This window comes from Photorhabdus heterorhabditis, assembly GCF_018448905.1.
Taxonomy (GTDB): Bacteria; Pseudomonadota; Gammaproteobacteria; order Enterobacterales; family Enterobacteriaceae; genus Photorhabdus; species Photorhabdus heterorhabditis.
Genome location: NZ_RCWA01000040.1, coordinates 22,228 through 38,737, shown reverse-complemented (window position 1 = coordinate 38,737; position 16,510 = coordinate 22,228). Strand labels below are relative to the sequence as shown.

At 41.3% G+C, this 16,510-nt stretch carries 14 protein-coding genes; 3 read left to right on the top strand and 11 right to left on the bottom strand.

Annotated elements, in window-relative coordinates; genetic code table 11:
• Positions 1-198, bottom strand: a 198-nt coding sequence (locus EAE89_RS18985) for a hypothetical protein (protein WP_214086408.1), incomplete at its 3' end; no start/stop codon positions are given.
• A gap of 1,068 nt (positions 199-1,266) precedes the next feature.
• Complete coding sequence (locus tag EAE89_RS18980) at positions 1,267-2,118, bottom strand: enoyl-CoA hydratase-related protein (protein WP_054476071.1); 852 nt, start codon at positions 2,116-2,118, stop codon at positions 1,267-1,269.
• Between the two features lie 439 nt (positions 2,119-2,557).
• On the opposite strand from EAE89_RS18980, the gene EAE89_RS18975 reads away from it, so the two are divergent.
• Positions 2,558-2,794, top strand: a complete 237-nt coding sequence (locus EAE89_RS18975) for a major outer membrane lipoprotein (protein ID WP_036774799.1) — start codon at positions 2,558-2,560, stop codon at positions 2,792-2,794.
• Positions 2,795-2,897: 103 nt separating this feature from the next.
• On the opposite strand, the gene EAE89_RS18970 is transcribed toward EAE89_RS18975, so the two are convergent.
• The 7 genes from EAE89_RS18970 to sufA all read right to left on the bottom strand — a co-directional run bounded on the left by EAE89_RS18970 (position 2,898) and on the right by sufA (position 9,886).
• Entirely contained in the window at positions 2,898-3,965 is a 1,068-nt protein-coding gene (locus tag EAE89_RS18970; protein ID WP_054476073.1) for a L,D-transpeptidase family protein, read from the bottom strand.
• A 259-nt stretch (positions 3,966-4,224) separates the two neighbouring features.
• Positions 4,225-4,641, bottom strand: a complete 417-nt coding sequence (gene sufE / locus EAE89_RS18965) for a cysteine desulfuration protein SufE (RefSeq protein WP_054476075.1) — start codon at positions 4,639-4,641, stop codon at positions 4,225-4,227.
• A gap of 37 nt (positions 4,642-4,678) precedes the next feature.
• On the bottom strand, positions 4,679-5,917 hold the full coding sequence (gene sufS, locus EAE89_RS18960) for a cysteine desulfurase SufS (RefSeq protein ID WP_214086407.1): 1,239 nt from the start codon (positions 5,915-5,917) through the stop codon (positions 4,679-4,681).
• The gene (sufD, locus tag EAE89_RS18955; RefSeq protein ID WP_214086406.1) at positions 5,914-7,227 is read right to left on the bottom strand and encodes a Fe-S cluster assembly protein SufD; all 1,314 of its coding nucleotides are present in this window, start codon (positions 7,225-7,227) and stop codon (positions 5,914-5,916) included. The genes sufS and sufD overlap by 4 nt, the downstream gene beginning before the upstream one ends.
• Positions 7,202-7,948 (bottom strand): Fe-S cluster assembly ATPase SufC, encoded by a 747-nt coding sequence (gene sufC, locus EAE89_RS18950; RefSeq protein ID WP_054476081.1) that lies wholly within the window; start codon positions 7,946-7,948, stop codon positions 7,202-7,204. The genes sufD and sufC overlap by 26 nt, the downstream gene beginning before the upstream one ends.
• 57 nt (positions 7,949-8,005) lie before the next feature.
• A complete protein-coding gene (gene sufB / locus EAE89_RS18945; protein WP_054476083.1) occupies positions 8,006-9,505 on the bottom strand; it encodes a Fe-S cluster assembly protein SufB in 1,500 nt (499 codons plus the stop codon).
• A 12-nt stretch (positions 9,506-9,517) separates the two neighbouring features.
• On the bottom strand, positions 9,518-9,886 hold the full coding sequence (gene sufA / locus EAE89_RS18940) for a Fe-S cluster assembly scaffold SufA (protein WP_054476275.1): 369 nt from the start codon (positions 9,884-9,886) through the stop codon (positions 9,518-9,520).
• Between the two features lie 834 nt (positions 9,887-10,720).
• On the opposite strand from sufA, the gene EAE89_RS18935 reads away from it, so the two are divergent.
• A complete protein-coding gene (locus tag EAE89_RS18935) occupies positions 10,721-10,879 on the top strand; it encodes a Hok/Gef family protein (protein WP_065823249.1) in 159 nt (52 codons plus the stop codon).
• Positions 10,880-11,286: 407 nt separating this feature from the next.
• Here the strand turns inward: EAE89_RS18935 and EAE89_RS18930 are convergent, their stop codons facing one another.
• Together EAE89_RS18930 and ydiJ are read right to left on the bottom strand one after the other, a co-directional pair.
• Positions 11,287-11,703, bottom strand: a complete 417-nt coding sequence (locus tag EAE89_RS18930) for a hotdog fold thioesterase (protein ID WP_172909042.1) — start codon at positions 11,701-11,703, stop codon at positions 11,287-11,289.
• The gene (ydiJ, locus tag EAE89_RS18925) at positions 11,700-14,759 is read right to left on the bottom strand and encodes a D-2-hydroxyglutarate dehydrogenase YdiJ (protein ID WP_214086405.1); all 3,060 of its coding nucleotides are present in this window, start codon (positions 14,757-14,759) and stop codon (positions 11,700-11,702) included. Before ydiJ ends, EAE89_RS18930 begins: the two co-directional genes overlap by 4 nt.
• Positions 14,760-15,112: 353 nt before the next feature.
• Here ydiJ and ydiK point away from each other — a divergent pair, with 353 nt between their 5' ends.
• Positions 15,113-16,222: an AI-2E family transporter YdiK gene (ydiK, locus tag EAE89_RS18920; protein WP_214086404.1), complete on the top strand. Its 1,110-nt coding sequence runs from the start codon at positions 15,113-15,115 to the stop codon at positions 16,220-16,222.
• Positions 16,223-16,510 lie beyond the last annotated feature (288 nt).

The following is a 16,510-nucleotide window of genomic DNA, read 5'->3' as shown; positions in this document are numbered from 1 at the left end:
AAATGAGGCGTCCTGCATCAGCATCTGCGCCGGCGCAATCGCCTTCTCCGGGCTGGTAAATTCAATGGTGTAGCAAAAAGGCTGGCTTAAATATTCCTGTCCGGTAAACGCCAGCACATCCAGCGGTACCTTGTTGCCCCAGACTTTTAATTTATAGCGGCTGTGATCAAAGATCATTGCCGGAGTTGCATAGTTCATGACGGGTTCTCCGTTTTTTCTGCACACCACCGGTATGCAAATCCCATTTAATATTCACACGGACTTGAGATATTTCGTTTACCACATGAGACTCCTCAATAATAAAACAGAACGCAAGACAGGATGGTCATGCCATAACAAATTTCAGAAATGAAAAACCGGAACCCGCTATTTCCGAACAAGAAATTAGCCGGGCAGAAAATAAGAGAAAACCGACAAGGTGTGTTCAAACAAATATTCAAATTGACCAAATGAATCATTTCTTAACCAAGGCAATTTTCTAAACAGTTTGACATAAAATCAAGCTATTTTTTGCCATAAAGCACTTTTTGTTTAATATAAATAGGATATAAAAACCAAAGAATTCTATAAAAGACACACAATATGTAAACCTAACTTAAACGATATGATATTTATTAAAAAAAAGAGTTGCATTTGTTTTCGAAAAATGGAAGGGAATAAGAAAACCCGTTTAATGAAAATGGCCGAGTTAAATACGAGTCTGAAAACAGTAATACTCTTAGGTTAAAAAGTTTTTCAATGAAAATCATTTATTAGATTCATGTTTAATTAAACAATAAAAAATCCTGCGAAATGATAATTGTTTTACAGGTTAATCTTTTTTTAGCATAGTTTATTTTTTCAATTATATTTTCCTTTTCTCCCATGAAAAGCCCCCTTTTATCGACGTTTAATTCAGCTATTCGTCAACTAAGTGTTAAAAAAACTCGCCATTAATACCAGATTTTAAAAAGGTACGGAGTAGCTAAACATGGCCTATTCCCTGCCATGTTTAATCCATTTATCAGCAATGTTATCCTTTGCTTATTTAAGGTTACCATGACTATTTAAAAACGCGAATACAAAGAGATTAAAGCTTTATATAAAAGGTGGATTTAACTCAGTAAATATGCTTTTTAGCAGGATATACCCAAGATGTGATAATAATGCCATTTTCTGTTTTCTCTGCCAGAAAATGGCTTAAACCCACGCCCCATTATTTAGTTTCCCCGCATTACATAATCTGCGGAAGATCTACCTTGTATGTTATCGACATGTTTGTCCCAATCACGGCACATCGAACGCTTTACCTACTTTACTTAAATTCTGGAACTCACTTGCTGTTCCAGTTGCTTTAGCTTGAATCGAGTTCAGGATGTCCTGACGACTAAAAATCGAAGCCTGCAATAACGCAGTCTGTTGCAATGATTCGTAGACACCATGATCACGGCTGTAAAGCATTGCCCGTTTAATCCCATTAATGGCAACTGGAGGCCGATCAGCAATACGCCGGGCGGTCGTTAAAGCCCCGTCGAGCAATGTTTCTGTAGAAGAGAAAATTTTTACCACAAGACCTAAATCATGAGCCTGAGCAGCGCTCAATGTATCACCTGTGAGTGCAAGATAACGGGCCATACCGCCAGGAATAAGGTGTTGCAGACGTTGAAGAATCCCCAAGTCAGCCATCATACCGATATTAGTTTCTTCTATACGAAATTTCGCGTCATCGGAGGCAAAGCAAAAGTCACATGCGGTAATTAAGTCAAATCCAGCCCCAAGACAGGCCCCTTGTACCGCAGCAATGACAGGAAAGCGTGCACGTTCCAATACAGTTATCGCTTCCTGCATTTGTAATAAACTAAACTGCATTGCTTCCCGCTCATGAGGATTAGCTGTATCGACATCTTTACTAGAAGCAAAGATTTGCAGGTCAAGCCCCCCACAAAATACACGTCCTTGTGCAGAGATCACCATTACCCGCACCTCACCTGAACGACTGAGTTGATCTATTGTTTCAGGAAATAGTTTCCAAAACGCGAGTGCCAAGCTGTTTGCCTTTTCAGGGCGACTTAGTTGTAAATGAGCGACTCCATCATCAACGGTGATGATAAAATGCTCATTGGATTGATTAATTATCATAGAAAACTCCTCTTACCAGTTTAAATATGAGACTAGGATTCAGCCTTAGCATTGTCAAGCCGCTCGTCTATAATAAGCTTCATTTAACAAATTCGTTTTAAGCGCACCCCCAAATTTATGTATGCAGAACGCCTCCATTAAGATATATATCGATGGATCAATAGGTGCAAAGTGACTTGGATGTGGTGTTTTTTATTTATAAGAATTTTTAACTAAAATAATTTCGGAGAATACCATTCCCTCATGGAATAGGATTTCTTTGATTAAAGTGTTACTTAATGGTTTTGTTTTTTTACACTCAGACGAAAATGGGCCGCTTTCTAAAGAGAAAAATTGAAATAATTGGTTTTCATGACAAAAATTTATTCTCTTTCTAAAAAACTTTGTGTAATACTTATGTGGCTACTTGGAGATTAACTTAAATCTAGAGGGTATTACAATGAATCGTACTAAAATTGTACTGGGTGCAGTAGTTCTGGCTTCTACTATGTTGGCTGGTTGTTCAAGTACTGCTAAGGTTGATCAATTGTCTTCCGATATTCAGACTCTGAATGCAAAAGTTGATCAACTGAGCAACGACGTGAACTCAGTACGTACTGACATTCAAGCAGCTAAAGATGAAGCTGCTCGTGCAAATCAGCGTCTGGATAACCAAGTTCGTTCCTACAAAAAATAATTTTTGTAATTAAGTATAAAAATGGTGCACAGATGTGCACCATTTTCTTATTAAAATTTCTGTCAGATAAATATTTTCTGACCTCCCAGTCCACAAAAAATCATTAATCTTTCTGATAGATTGGCCCAGGTTGATATAACGGTGGTAATTTAAACGATTCAAATGCGTCTTCATTCACTTCCTGTTCCACATCTTTATTGTCTGCTACTGAAGTTAAATTCTCTTCTTTCAGGTTCTGTTGTGTTTCAGACTGTGTATCTTTACTTACCAACACCGGCATACCAGAACGGCGTGCAAGAGCTTGTTCAACAATATTTTTATTCGTCTCGCTATTATCAATGAATTTATTCAGATTAATTGATCGGACAATTTGTAACGTCTGAGGATCATCATCCTCTTGTTTAGATAACGGCTGATGTACTTCCACATAGCGTCTACCATCTGGTTCGACTGAATATTTAACGGCTTCGTTGATAATCTGTACTCTCGTTCCACGAGGGACACTGTCAAACAGCGCTTCAATATCATCAGGACGCAAACGGATACAACCAGAACTCACGCGCATACCAATACCAAAATCAGCATTAGTACCGTGGATCAGGTATTCTCCGCGCCCGGCAGCTAAGCGCAATGCAAACAATCCCATTGGGTTTTCTGGACCAGCAGGTACAACCGCAGGTAAGGTAATCCCTTGTTCGGCATAATGCTTGCGGATGTTTTTAGTCGGCGTCCAAGTTGGGTCCTTGATTAATTGGCTGACAGACGTTGTCATCACCGGCGTATTACGGCCAAGCTGCCCAATGCCAATCGGATAGATGATGACTTTATTTTTTCCTTTAGGAAAATAGTAGAGTCTCAGTTCTGCAAGGTTAATCACAATTCCCTGCCTTGGTGTATCAGGCAACAACATTTGTGATGGAATAATCAATTCAGAACCCGGAGCAGGCAAATAAGGATCAGTACCTGGGTTAGCTTCCAGCATTGCCAGTAAACCAATTTTATATTCGGCGGCAATGGCCTCCAGAGAACGCCCGTCACCGGGTACAACAAATATCGTATTTTCGCCAATTAAACGGCTATTGGCAGGTGGTAAGGTATATTCTGTAGCGCTGACTGTATTAATCAACCCACTTAACAATAACATGCCGATAAGCGTTAAAACTTGTTTCATGCTTGCTTCCTGGAATTACTTCTGAATGTTATATACCCGTTATCTTTCAAGTTGCCTCTTGGTTGGCTGCACTCACTCATCCCGGTCACAGAGTCATCTATGACATAGTTATCTATGCTCCCGGGGATTCGCTCCCTTGCCATCGCGATCCATCTCGAAATCCATTGGGTATAGGATAAATTAAGCGTTAAAGGTTGAGATTTTATTCCCCTGTCACGGTTATATTACCAGTGGCTAAAGAAACGTGTAAGACTGGTACTTAAACCATTTTACTTGCCGTATTCCGAATAGCACATATCATCGCATGTAGTCCCTGTGTTCGTGATGGTGTCAAATGTTGTTCCAGAGAAAGTCTTGCAAAATATTCTGTCACATCCACATCCAAAATCTCCTGAGGCGTCCTACCCTGGAAGAGAATAAAGACAACCGCAACCAGCCCTTTAACAATCGCTGCATCACTGTCACCAGCAAACTCTATTTTGCCTTGGTCATTTTTTTTCAGTGAGATCCACACTTGGCTCTGACAACCTGAGATTAAATACTCAGGTTGGCGCTGTTGATCAATAAGAGAGGGCAATCTCGCCCCCAGTTCAATCATATAGAGATATCTCTCTTCCCAATTCTGACAACGGGAGAAATTACGCAATAATTTATTTTGGTCGGGCAAACTTGCCATGACTTTTTCCTTATCATTTTTTTAATCTATAACAAGCTCAACCAAGCAGTTTTTCGATCCGCAGCAATGCAGCAACGAGTGCATCAATATCTTCTTTCGTTGTATAAATCGCCAGTGAAGCTCTGCACATGCTGGGAACCTGATAATGCTCCATTAGAGGAAGTGCACAATGATGCCCGGTACGAATAGCTATTCCATATTGATCAAGGAAACTTCCTACATCATAAGCATGATGGCAACCAAGGTTGAAAGCAATAACCCCCTGACGTAGCTCAGGGCCATACAATTTCAGTGACCTAATTTCCTTAAGTCGTGTAATGGCATAATCCATCAATCCCTGTTCATATTGCTGAATTTCATCCAGCCCGAGCGAAGAAATATAATCAATAGCACCACCAAGCCCAATAATTCCCGCCGTATTCGGCGTTCCTGCTTCAAACCGCCACGGTGGTGGCGCATAGGTTATCCCTGTTTGCAAGCTGACATGTTTTATCATTGCACCACCCCCTTCCCAGGGTGGCATAGCATCCAACAGGGATTTACGCCCGTAAAGCACGCCGATTCCGGTCGGTCCATATAGTTTATGGCCGGAGAAAACATAGAAATCACAATCCAGAGCCTGCACATCAACATTCTTATGCATAATAGCCTGAGCACCATCAACCAGAGTATGTAATTGGGCGCCCTGCTTATCAGCCAATTCTCTGGCCTGCTTTATAATTTCACGTACAGGATTTACTGTGCCAAGCACATTAGATAAATGAGTAAAAGAAAGTAATTTGGTACGTGAATCAATCAAGGATGATAAAACCGATTGATCCAGTTCACCATTTTCATCCAACGTCCATATTCTGATTTCACATCCAATCTGTTCTGCCAGCATATACCACGGAACGATATTGGCATGATGTTCCATCTCAGTAATCACAATATTATCGCCGTCATTGATAAATTTGCGGCCATAACTATTAGCAACCAGATTAATCCCTTCTGTCGTACCTTTGACGAAAACAATCTCTTCAGCACTTTGCGCATGAATAAATTGTGCTATCTGGTGGCGCACGTTTTCAACCATGCGAGTAGCCGCAGAACTCAAGGTATGAATTCCCCGATGAACCGCCGCATACTGATGCAAACAAAATTCGCTTTCCCGTTCAATAACTTGGACAGGTTTCTGAGCACTAGCAGCACTATCAAGATAAATCAACGGATGTCCATTAACCTGCTGAGCTAATACCGGGAAATCCTGTTGCACTTTTTTTACAGAAAAAGTCATTTTTTCACTCCCGCCAAACGGTGTTTAATGTGTTTCATGACAACGGATCTCAGGACTTCATCTTCAATAGAGTCGGTAAGTTCGGCAGCAAAAGCAAATACAATCATATGCTGTGCTTCACGCCGGTTGATACCTCGTGATTGCAAATAGAATAGTTGTTCTTCATCTACCCGACCAACGGTCGCACCATGACTGCATTTCACATCATCAGCGTAAATTTCCAATTGTGGTTTGGTATCCACTTCTGCCTGCTTGCCCAATAGCAAATTGTTATTGGTCATTTGTCCATCGGTTTTCAGTGCATGAGGTGCTACTTTGATCATGCCATTGAACACCGCTTTGCTCTGATCCATCACAATTGTTTTATGCAACTGGCGACTTTCACAATAGCCGTTGTTATGTTCCAGATAAGTGCGAGTATCTGCGACCTCTTTGCCTTGCGGCAACAACAGGCTATTCAGTGATAAATTAGCCCCTTCACTATTAAGCTGCACACTGGTATTGTGCCGGCCAAGCCCCGCCCCTAACAAAAAGCTGGTGCTTTTCACCTGAGCATCTCGACCAATCACAATGTCGTTATGCGCAAAGTGGTAGCTTTCGCTGTTTTCAACGCCCAGTTTTATATGAGTTAAACTGGCATTATCACCTACGTTTGTGGTCAGTCTACTCCCGGTCATATGGGCTTGCTGCTCATCAATACTGACGAAATGTTCGATCACTTTGGCACTCGCATTAGCTCCCACAGAAATGTGGTAGCGGTAATGGCTAGTATTCAATATTTCACCAGAATAGCCACTTGTTATATTTAGCAGATACAATGGCTTTGCTGCGATTTGTCCAGCCTTTAATGTGATCACCAAAGGCTGTTGCGCTAAACTTTCTGTTAGATGTAGAAAAATTTCACTCTGTATCGGTGTCGGAAGCTTACTTTTGTTATCCAATAAGCTGAGCTGATAAGGCCCAAATTCACGGGAACTCAGTAAAGGGGAAAAACAACCATCCACCAGCACAACTCGCCAGCAATCTACGGGAATAGCCAGCTGTTCGCACTGTGCTGCTGTCAATTCCCCAGTTTTGATACTGTATTGCTGATTTAGCAGTCGTTCCAGCGGCGTATAGCGCCAGTCTTCATGTCTGAATTGAGGAAAATTGGTTGTGGTTGCTTTCTCCCAATGCATGCTGGCATGCAATGAATCATCACCATGACGAGAGTGATACAAACCAGCAAAACGTTCTAATGCTTTCTGATTACGTTCTGTAACCTGGCGGGTCTTCTCAGTCCTTTCACTGTTGGTCAATAAGCCAGCCATAACCTTGTTCCTCCAACTTTTTCGCCAGACTGAAATCACCGGATTTAATAATCTGCCCCTGATAAAGCACATGAACAAAATCAGGCTGCACATAGTCTAGAATACGTTGATAATGGGTAACGATAATGAGTGAACGGTTAGGATCACGCAGGGAATTCACGCCATTAGCCACAATTTTCAGCGCATCAATATCCAATCCTGAATCTGTTTCGTCCAAAATACAAAGCGTTGGCTCCAGCGCGGCCATTTGCAGAATATCATTACGTTTTTTCTCACCGCCGGAAAAACCAACATTGACTGAACGTGTCAACAAGTCTTGTGGCATATTTAGCAATTCAATTTTTTCTTCGATAAAATCGGCAAAATCAAAGCGATCCAGAGGCTCCTGATGACGATATTCACGCACAGCGTTTACTGCCGTTTGCAGGAAGAATTGATTGCTGACCCCGGGAATTTCTACCGGATATTGAAAAGCAAGAAAAATCCCTTCACCAGCCCGTTCTTCCGGATCAAGTTCAAGTAAATCTTTTCCTTTAAAAGTGATGCTACCATCATCAATTTCATATTCTTCACGGCCTGCTAATGTTGCTGATAACGTACTTTTGCCAGACCCATTTGGCCCCATAATGGCATGGACTTCACCAGGTTTAACTTCAAGATTTAATCCTTTTAGGATTTCATTACCTTCAACACTGACTCGTAAGTTTTTAACACTTAACATATTACATGCCTTCGAACGACTTAACGTTCTGTCATAAAAAAGGGAAACCGGGAGAACTTATCCAACGCTGTGCTCAAGACTAATCGCCAACAATTTTTGCGCTTCAACGGCAAACTCAAGGGGAAGTTCAGAGAACACATCCTTACAGAAACCATTAACAATCATAGAAATCGCATCATCTTCACTGATACCGCGTTGCAAACAATAGAACAATTGATCTTCACCAATGCGGGAAGTTGTCGCTTCATGCTCAAGTTGCGCGGTATTGTTCTGTACTTCTACATAAGGGAAAGTATGCGCGCCACATTCGGTTCCAATCAGCATGGAATCACATTGGGTATAGTTACGCGCGTTTTCTGCTCCCGGCAGTATTTTTACCAGCCCACGATAACTGTTCTGGCTACGGCCAGCAGAAATGCCTTTTGAAATGATGGTCGATTTAGTGTTACGGCCAATATGGATCATCTTGGTGCCCGTATCTGCCTGTTGAGTACCATTAGTCAGGGCAACAGAGAAAAATTCCCCAATCGAGTTATCCCCTTTCAGGATCACGCTCGGATATTTCCAGGTAATTGCTGAACCCGTTTCAGATTGGGTCCAGGACATCTTGGCATTTTCACCTTCACACAACGCTCTTTTAGTTACAAAGTTGAGAATTCCTCCTGCACTATCACCACCACCTGAAAACCAGTTCTGTACTGTGGAATATTTCACTTCTGCATCTTTATGGATAATCACTTCCACAACAGCGGCATGAAGTTGATAACTGTCACGTACAGGGGCGGAGCATCCTTCTATATAGCTGACATAACTACCTTCATCAGCAATCAGGATAGTACGCTCAAATTGCCCCGTTTTAGCGGCGTTGATACGAAAATAGGTGGATAGTTCCATCGGGCAACGAACCCCTTTGGGTACATAAACAAAAGTACCATCAGAAGCAACGGCTGAGTTCAGCGCGGCAAAGAAATTATCATGGCTTGCAACCACACTACCGAGGTATTTCTGAACTAATTCAGGATATTCCTGTATCGCTTCACTGAATGAGCAAAAAATAATGCCTTCTTTCGCTAGCTTATCCCGATACGTTGTTGAAACAGATACTGAATCAAAAATAGCATCTACCGCAACAGCTTCCCCTTCTCGTACAGGAACACCCAGCTTGTCAAATGCCTCTTCAATTTCTGCCGTCAAATAGTTATTGGTTTGCTCTGTACTTATCTCCTGGACAGTACCGGATTGCGAATTACAGCTATCATCACAAGTACCACATGAGGGTGCTGAATAGTAACTGTAATCTTGGTAATCAAGATTAGGGTAATTCGCTTTTAACCAATGTGGTTCTTCCATTCCTTGCCAATGACGATAAGCCTCTAGCCGAAACTCAAGCATCCATTCAGGTTCATTGCGTTTTGCGGAAATTGCTCGTACAACCTCTTCACTCAAACCTTTAGCTAACTCATCAGTCGCTACCTGAGTGAAAAAACCTTCTTTATAACGATGATCGCTAAGCCAAGTCTGCACATCATCACTGATTTCTACATTGCTCTGAGACATAGATTGGTACACTTATATACCAAAGCTTTCACCACACCCACAGGCATGCTGAGCTTTTGGATTATTGAATTTAAACATCTGATTTAAACCTTCACGTACAAAATCAACTTCAGTACCATCAATAAATGGCATTGCTTTCAGAGGAACATACAAACATGCACCTCCATTTTCATACCTTAGATTATCAGGTGCGGGATCATTAACCATCTCAAACACATAGCCAAAGCCTGCACATCCTGACTGCTTAACGCCCAGATATAACCCTTTGCTTTGTGGGTTTTGTTGCATCAATTTTAAGATCTGTGCTGCGGCTCTCTCTGTGATGGTAATTCCTTGCCATATCGTTTCATTCAGAGAGAAAGTTTCAACACTATTTGTCATAGCTGGCCTCATATTTTTCTGTGGCAATTTTCTGCCGCTGTTATCAGAGTCTTTTCCTCTCATATAATGGTAATGATAACCCTTATCACTTCAACCATTTGTTTTAAGAGGATATACATTAAATAGATTAAATTTTATTCAAATGCTGTGATTTATGTTCATCCCATACGAAAGGTATCTCTTTAATTTACTGTTTTATCTATAAATTATTAGTTTGATCAATTGTGCTATTTTTTACTCAATAGCACATAATAAAAGCACAAAAGGTTCATTAGGGATACTATTTAAGGTGAACTTTCAGATATACCGGAAATGCAGAGCAAGAGTTATCATTATGATTATAATATATACAAATAAAGTTTCTATTTAATTAATTCAATTATACCCAATAGATTTCAAGATGCATCGCGACGGCAAGAGAGCGAATCCCCGGGAGCATAGACAATTCTGTGACCGGGGTGAGTGAGTGCAGCCAACAAAGAAGCAACTTGAAAGATAACAGGTATAAACTCATTCAGGAATAATCTTATCTATATACTCTGCTCTCAATATCCTTTCCTTTATTCTATTAATAACTTTATTAGCCACTAATTTAATTCAAACGTATTACGTGACTATAATAAACATTTGCAAGACCTTGCATCTCATGCGAATAAACGTATACTGCCTCCGGGTGCTTGAGACTTTCTGTCTTAAGCATGATGTTCCAGGAAAATTACGTTCTAGGCAGAAAGAGAAAAGCCCCATCCGACTATAAATCGAAATGAGGCTACTCCTAATGCTGAACAACATAAGGCTAGCCTCTTACCTGATAAAAAGCAAGGAGAGAAGGCTATGAAGCCACAAAAAATCGTAATATTTAGTTTGATCGTTATTTGTGTGACGTTACTCTTATTCACATGGATAACAAGAGGTTCACTCTGTAAGCTCCATATCAAACAAGGTAATACAGAGGTTGCGGCAATCATGGCTTACGAATCCAGCAACAGGTAAGGCAGCCTTGGCGGGAGGTTTTTACTCCCGCCCTTTTAGATGTTGTTATGGCTTGGATCTCAGGCACCCTTCATATTTAAGTGGAATTAAACATAAATTAAAACCGGTGAAATTTTAGCATTAATTGATATATCGGCGTTTACAGACTTAAATAAAAATTTGCAATTAGGTTTTTATCTATTCCAGCATTAATTTACTTAATATAATTCAACATTTAAATTCATCGGATATATATAAGAAAATCAAATAATCCATAACATTATAAAAATATCAACAAGATCCAGGGAATATATATATTTCCTGGATGGCTATCACAATTAAATTTAATTACCGTGAAGGATAACTTTTTCAGTTAAATAGTAGGTTATCATCCATACAATAACCTACTTTTACTTTTGTTTTATATTTTATCCAGGTAAAACTGATGTGGTTAATCGGGAAGTGCAACATAGATGTTGCCGATCATCAAAAATATCGATTTCCCATACCTGATGATTACGCCCAAGGTGGAGAGGTCTACACACCCCTTTCACCTCACCACTGCGAACAGAACGGATATGGTTAGCATTTATTTCCAGCCCGACAACTTTTTCCTCACCTTCAGAACAGAGATACCCAGCCAAAGAACCAAGTGATTCTGCCAATACAACCGACGCCCCACCATGTAATAAGCCAAATGGTTGCTGGGTACGATAATCAACCGGCATTGTACCTTCGATAAAGTTATCACCGATATGCGTGATTTTTATGCCCAGATGGCCCATCATACATTGGCTACTCACTTGATTCAGGCTCTCCAGTTCAATATCACGTTTCCAAATCATGGGATTATCTCCAATAAAGCTTGCAACGGATGCTTAAGTACTTGCCCTTCTATCCGCTTAACCTGACTACGGCAGGAATAACCAGAACTCAGGCAACGCTCCAATGGTAGTTTTTGCAAGGCAGGTTGCCAGGATAATTTATAGATACCAATAGAGTGTTTTATGTTTTTGTTTTCATGACCATACGTTCCAGCCATTCCACAGCAGCCTACACTGATATTATCCAGCTTACTACCCAGCCGATGGAAAATTTTTTCCCACTGTTTACTACTGCCCGGTAGCATAGTCACTTCCGTGCAATGTCCTAACAGATACCATTTATCTCTGGGCGCTTCTTTATTACCTATTTTCTCTGGCAAAGCATTGATCAGCCATTCATGCACAAGCTGAACCTCAAACTTGCCTCGCTGTTCACCAAGAATATCGTTGTATTCATCCCGGTAACACAATACCAATGCGGGATCAACACCAACCATAGGAATCCCCAGCTCAGATACCCGATTAAGGAAATCTGACGTTCTTCTGGCCGTTTTAGCAAAATGGGATAAAAATCCTTTGATATGTTGAGCCTTACCATTAGGAGAAAATGGCAACAATATCGGTTTATATCCCAATTTTTCTACCAAATAGGCAAAGTCAGCCACAACTTTAGCATCGTAATAGCTAGTAAACGGGTCCTGAACAATCAACACATGTTTATCACGGTGGATCTGATCCATTTTTTCAAGCTGTTCTAAAGTGGTAGAAAGCGCATAATGGCCTGCAAGCTGCTGGTGTAATGTCGGGCTGGATAATAAAGGTAAATCCACCATCCCGATGGTACGGCGGCTCAATTCCTGCACCCACGGTTGTTTTAGGAAGAAATTAAATACCCGCGGTGCCTTAGCCATTAATGGCGTACTGCTTTCCGCACCTGCCACAATATGATCACGTAAAGGGCGGAAATAGCGACCATGATATAACTCAAGAAAACGTGCTCGAAATGATGGCACATCAATTTTGATCGGACACTGTGTTGAACAAGCTTTGCATGCCAGACAACCAGACATTGCCTCTTTTACTTCATGAGAAAAATCATACTCTCCACGCCATGCTTGCCAGCTATTACGCGTCTTTTCAATCAGCCCACGCAGGCTTGGTCGTTTTTGTTGCAATCCCTGTTGTAGCAATTTCAGGTCCATGCCCTGTTCAGTTAAAAGACGAAGCCATTCACGCACTAATGTTGCCCGTCCTTTCGGCGAGTGGATGCGCTGTTGGCTAATTTTCATTGATGGACACATCGGGCTTTTCACATCGAAATTAAAACAGAGTCCATTACCATTACACGCCATAGCGCCACGGAATGTATTTCTTATATTTATCGGAATTTCCCGGTCATAAGTTCCTCGTTTGACCGCGTCGATTTTCATCATCGGCGCATCAACGCCAATCGGTGAACAAATTTTACCCGGATTCAAACGGTTATCTGGGTCAAAGGCAGCTTTAATACGACGCAATTCTTCATACAGGGTGCTACCGAAAAATTCAGGGCTGTATTCAGCACGAAATCCTTTACCATGTTCCCCCCATAACAAACCACCATAACGTGCCGTGAGGCGGACAATTTCATCAGAAATCTGTTTCATTAGTATCTCTTGCTGAGGATCACACATATCCAGAGCAGGACGGACATGCAACACACCCGCATCTACATGACCAAACATCCCATAATTAAGATGATGGCTATCCAATAGCTGTCGGAATTCTGCAATATAATCAGCAAGATGCTGTGGCGGTACACAAGTATCTTCCACAAATGGGATCGGTTTCGCAGCACCTTTGCTGTTACCTAACAAGCCAACGGATTTCTTGCGCATCACATAAATACGCTCAATATCATCTAATTCCCGACAAATTTGATAACCAATGACACCCGCCTGCTTGTCATTCATAAGTTCATCAAGACGCTGGCAGAGGGTTGTGACTTGCTGATCTATTAATTGTTGGTCATCACCACTGAATTCAACAATATTCAACCCCTGCATATCCTTGCCAGGCACATCTGTAATCAACTCTTTTACTGAATGCCAGACGATATCCTCACGCGCTAAATTCAACACCTTGGAATCTACAGTTTCAACCGATAAAGCCTTTGCATTCACCATAAAAGGCGCATTACGCAACGCAGAATCAAATGAATCATATTTTACGTTTACCAACCGCCTGACTTTCGGCAACGGTGTAATATCCAGAACTGCTTCCGTAATAAAAGCCAGAGTTCCTTCTGAACCGGTCAGGATGCGGCCTAAATCAAACTTCTGCATATCGTCACTGAAAACATGGCGCAAATCATAACCTGTCAGAAAACGATTAAGCTTAGGAAATTTTTCAACGATAAGTTCACGTTGTTCACGGCAACGGTTAAGCACCGTGTCATAAATACGGCCAGTAACAGAATCTTCTTGCGCAATCGATTCCGCCAGCGCTATGTCCATAGAGCGAGTATCAAGTCGCTCTCCACCCAACAAAACTGCCCGTAAACCAAGAACATGATCAGAAGTTTTACCATATACCAACGAACCCTGACCGGACGCATCAGTATTAATCATTCCCCCCAATGTCGCGCGGTTACTGGTTGAAAGTTCTGGTGAAAAGAAATAACCATATGGACGCAAATATTGGTTCAGCTGATCTTTAATCACTCCGGCTTCTACTCTAACCCAGCCCTGTTCTGGGTTAATTTCAAGGATGCGATTCATATAACGGGACATATCTACCACGATACCACTATTAAGAGCTTGGCCGTTTGTACCTGTCCCGCCTCCACGCGGAGTAAATGTTAAATCATGATATTTTTTTTCACCTGCGATACGGGCCAGCAAAACCACATCTGCTCCGGATCGAGGGAAAACAACAGCCTGTGGTAATAGTTGATAGATACTGTTATCTGTCGCCATTGTCAGACGATCTGCATAACTGCTTGCAGTATCTCCGGTAAATCCTTGTTCTTTTAATGTATCCAAGAATTCCTGTGCCAACCCACTGACGTGAGGTGCTTGTGATATGCGTGGGATCATTATCGTTTTGATCCTTGTAAAATGAGTGTCCACATTGCTTTATTTATACTACCCTTCTTTGAGTTCGATGCCTTAGTCAGCCTTAACGATTAATCACAGTTAACTCACTTATCTGAGAAGGCAAGCGTTTACCTTATCATAATATTCACCTATTTTGAGTAACCTATATACCCTATGGATTTCAAGATGCATCGCGATGGCAAGGGAGCGAATCCCCGGAAGCACAACGAACTTTGTGACTGGGGTGAGTGAGTGCCGCCAACAAAGAGGCAACCTGAAAGATAACAGGTATAGATAACATCTTATTTATTCATTATCTTTATCGCCACTGAATCGTTTAGAGAAATTAACTTATGGACAAATCACAATCGCACTATGATCTACCAAAGTTATTGTTTACCTTAATCTTTCTTTCACTCTTAATCGTTACCAGTTTCTGGGTGATGAAACCGTTTATCCTTGGTTTTGTCTGGGCAGGAATGGTTGTTATCGCCACTTGGCCTTTACTGGAAAAACTACAAAATGGCTTATGGGGTAAACGCTGGCTTGCTGTCACCATTATGACATTATTGCTAATCTTGTTATTTGTGATCCCTATCGCATTGCTGGTCAGTAGCTTGTTGGAAAACAGCGCACCATTAATTCAGTGGGCTAAATCCCCTGCTAATTTCCAAATGCCGGCCATGACCTGGCTGAATAACATCCCTTTAGTTGGCGATAAGCTGTACAGTGGCTGGAACTCACTGATTACTGATGGTGGAAATGTTCTGATTGCCAGAGTCCAGCCCTATGTCGGAGAGGCTGCAACCTGGTTCTTTACTCAAGCGGCAAATGCCGGACGCTTCGTTTTTCATCTTGCTTTAATGGTGCTATTCAGTGTGCTGCTATATTTGAAAGGTGAGCAAGTAACGATGAGTATTCGCCATTTTGCCGTTCGCCTGGCAGATAAACGTGGAGATGCCGCTATCTTGTTGGCAGCACAGTCTATCCGTGCTGTAGCGCTTGGTGTGGTCGTTACTGCTCTGGTTCAAGCTATTATCGGTGGTATCGGCTTAGCTGTTGCGGGTATTCCTTATGCTACATTGCTGACAGTACTTATGTTTGTCTGTTGTGTTGCCCAGATCGGTCCATTGCTGATTTTAGTTCCTGCTGTTGCCTGGCTTTACTGGACAGGTGATACAGCTTGGGGCACCGCGCTATTGGTCTGGAGCTGTGTAGTCACAACAATGGATGGATTTCTTCGTCCATTTTTAATCCGTCTGGGCGCCGATTTGCCTATGGCCCTGATATTAACCGGTGTTATTGGCGGAATACTCTCATTCGGTATGATCGGTCTATTTATCGGACCCGTTGTGTTGGCCGTTGCCTATCGTTTATTAATTGCATGGATGAATGAAATCCCAGAACCTAAAAATGATTTGACTGAAACTGAAAAATATCTGGAAAAAAAATTCTCAGAATAATTTTTCCGACAATTAATTTTGCCACATTTAGCGAAAGAGGATTAACGCTTTCGCTAAATTATAGCTTTATACAGATATATCTAATCATTCATCTGAAATACGCGTTTATTAAACATAAATATTGTCAAATAAATGTTAAAAAAAGGTTAAATAACGCCATTTTTTCCCATAAATAATACGCAAATTAGGACTATTCTTAATGAATAAACTATTCAATTAAATTAGTATGGACGGGCTATGAACGAGACGTTTATTTCTCCTTTTGATGGTTCTAGTAATTAGGAACGC

Excerpts from the sequence above, each read along its gene's own strand:
- EAE89_RS18980 (WP_054476071.1), bottom strand. The coding sequence starts at position 2,118 with ATGATAATTAATCAATCCAATGAGCATTTTATCATCACCGTTGATGAT.
- EAE89_RS18975 (WP_036774799.1), top strand. The coding sequence starts at position 2,558 with ATGAATCGTACTAAAATTGTACTGGGTGCAGTAGTTCTGGCTTCTACT.
- EAE89_RS18970 (WP_054476073.1), bottom strand. The coding sequence starts at position 3,965 with ATGAAACAAGTTTTAACGCTTATCGGCATGTTATTGTTAAGTGGGTTG.
- sufE (WP_054476075.1), bottom strand. The coding sequence starts at position 4,641 with ATGGCAAGTTTGCCCGACCAAAATAAATTATTGCGTAATTTCTCCCGT.
- sufS (WP_214086407.1), bottom strand. The coding sequence starts at position 5,917 with ATGACTTTTTCTGTAAAAAAAGTGCAACAGGATTTCCCGGTATTAGCT.
- sufD (WP_214086406.1), bottom strand. The coding sequence starts at position 7,227 with ATGGCTGGCTTATTGACCAACAGTGAAAGGACTGAGAAGACCCGCCAG.
- sufC (WP_054476081.1), bottom strand. The coding sequence starts at position 7,948 with ATGTTAAGTGTTAAAAACTTACGAGTCAGTGTTGAAGGTAATGAAATC.
- sufB (WP_054476083.1), bottom strand. The coding sequence starts at position 9,505 with ATGTCTCAGAGCAATGTAGAAATCAGTGATGATGTGCAGACTTGGCTT.
- sufA (WP_054476275.1), bottom strand. The coding sequence starts at position 9,886 with ATGACAAATAGTGTTGAAACTTTCTCTCTGAATGAAACGATATGGCAA.
- EAE89_RS18935 (WP_065823249.1), top strand. The coding sequence starts at position 10,721 with ATGAAGCCACAAAAAATCGTAATATTTAGTTTGATCGTTATTTGTGTG.
- EAE89_RS18930 (WP_172909042.1), bottom strand. The coding sequence starts at position 11,703 with ATGATTTGGAAACGTGATATTGAACTGGAGAGCCTGAATCAAGTGAGT.
- ydiJ (WP_214086405.1), bottom strand. The coding sequence starts at position 14,759 with ATGATCCCACGCATATCACAAGCACCTCACGTCAGTGGGTTGGCACAG.
- ydiK (WP_214086404.1), top strand. The coding sequence starts at position 15,113 with ATGGACAAATCACAATCGCACTATGATCTACCAAAGTTATTGTTTACC.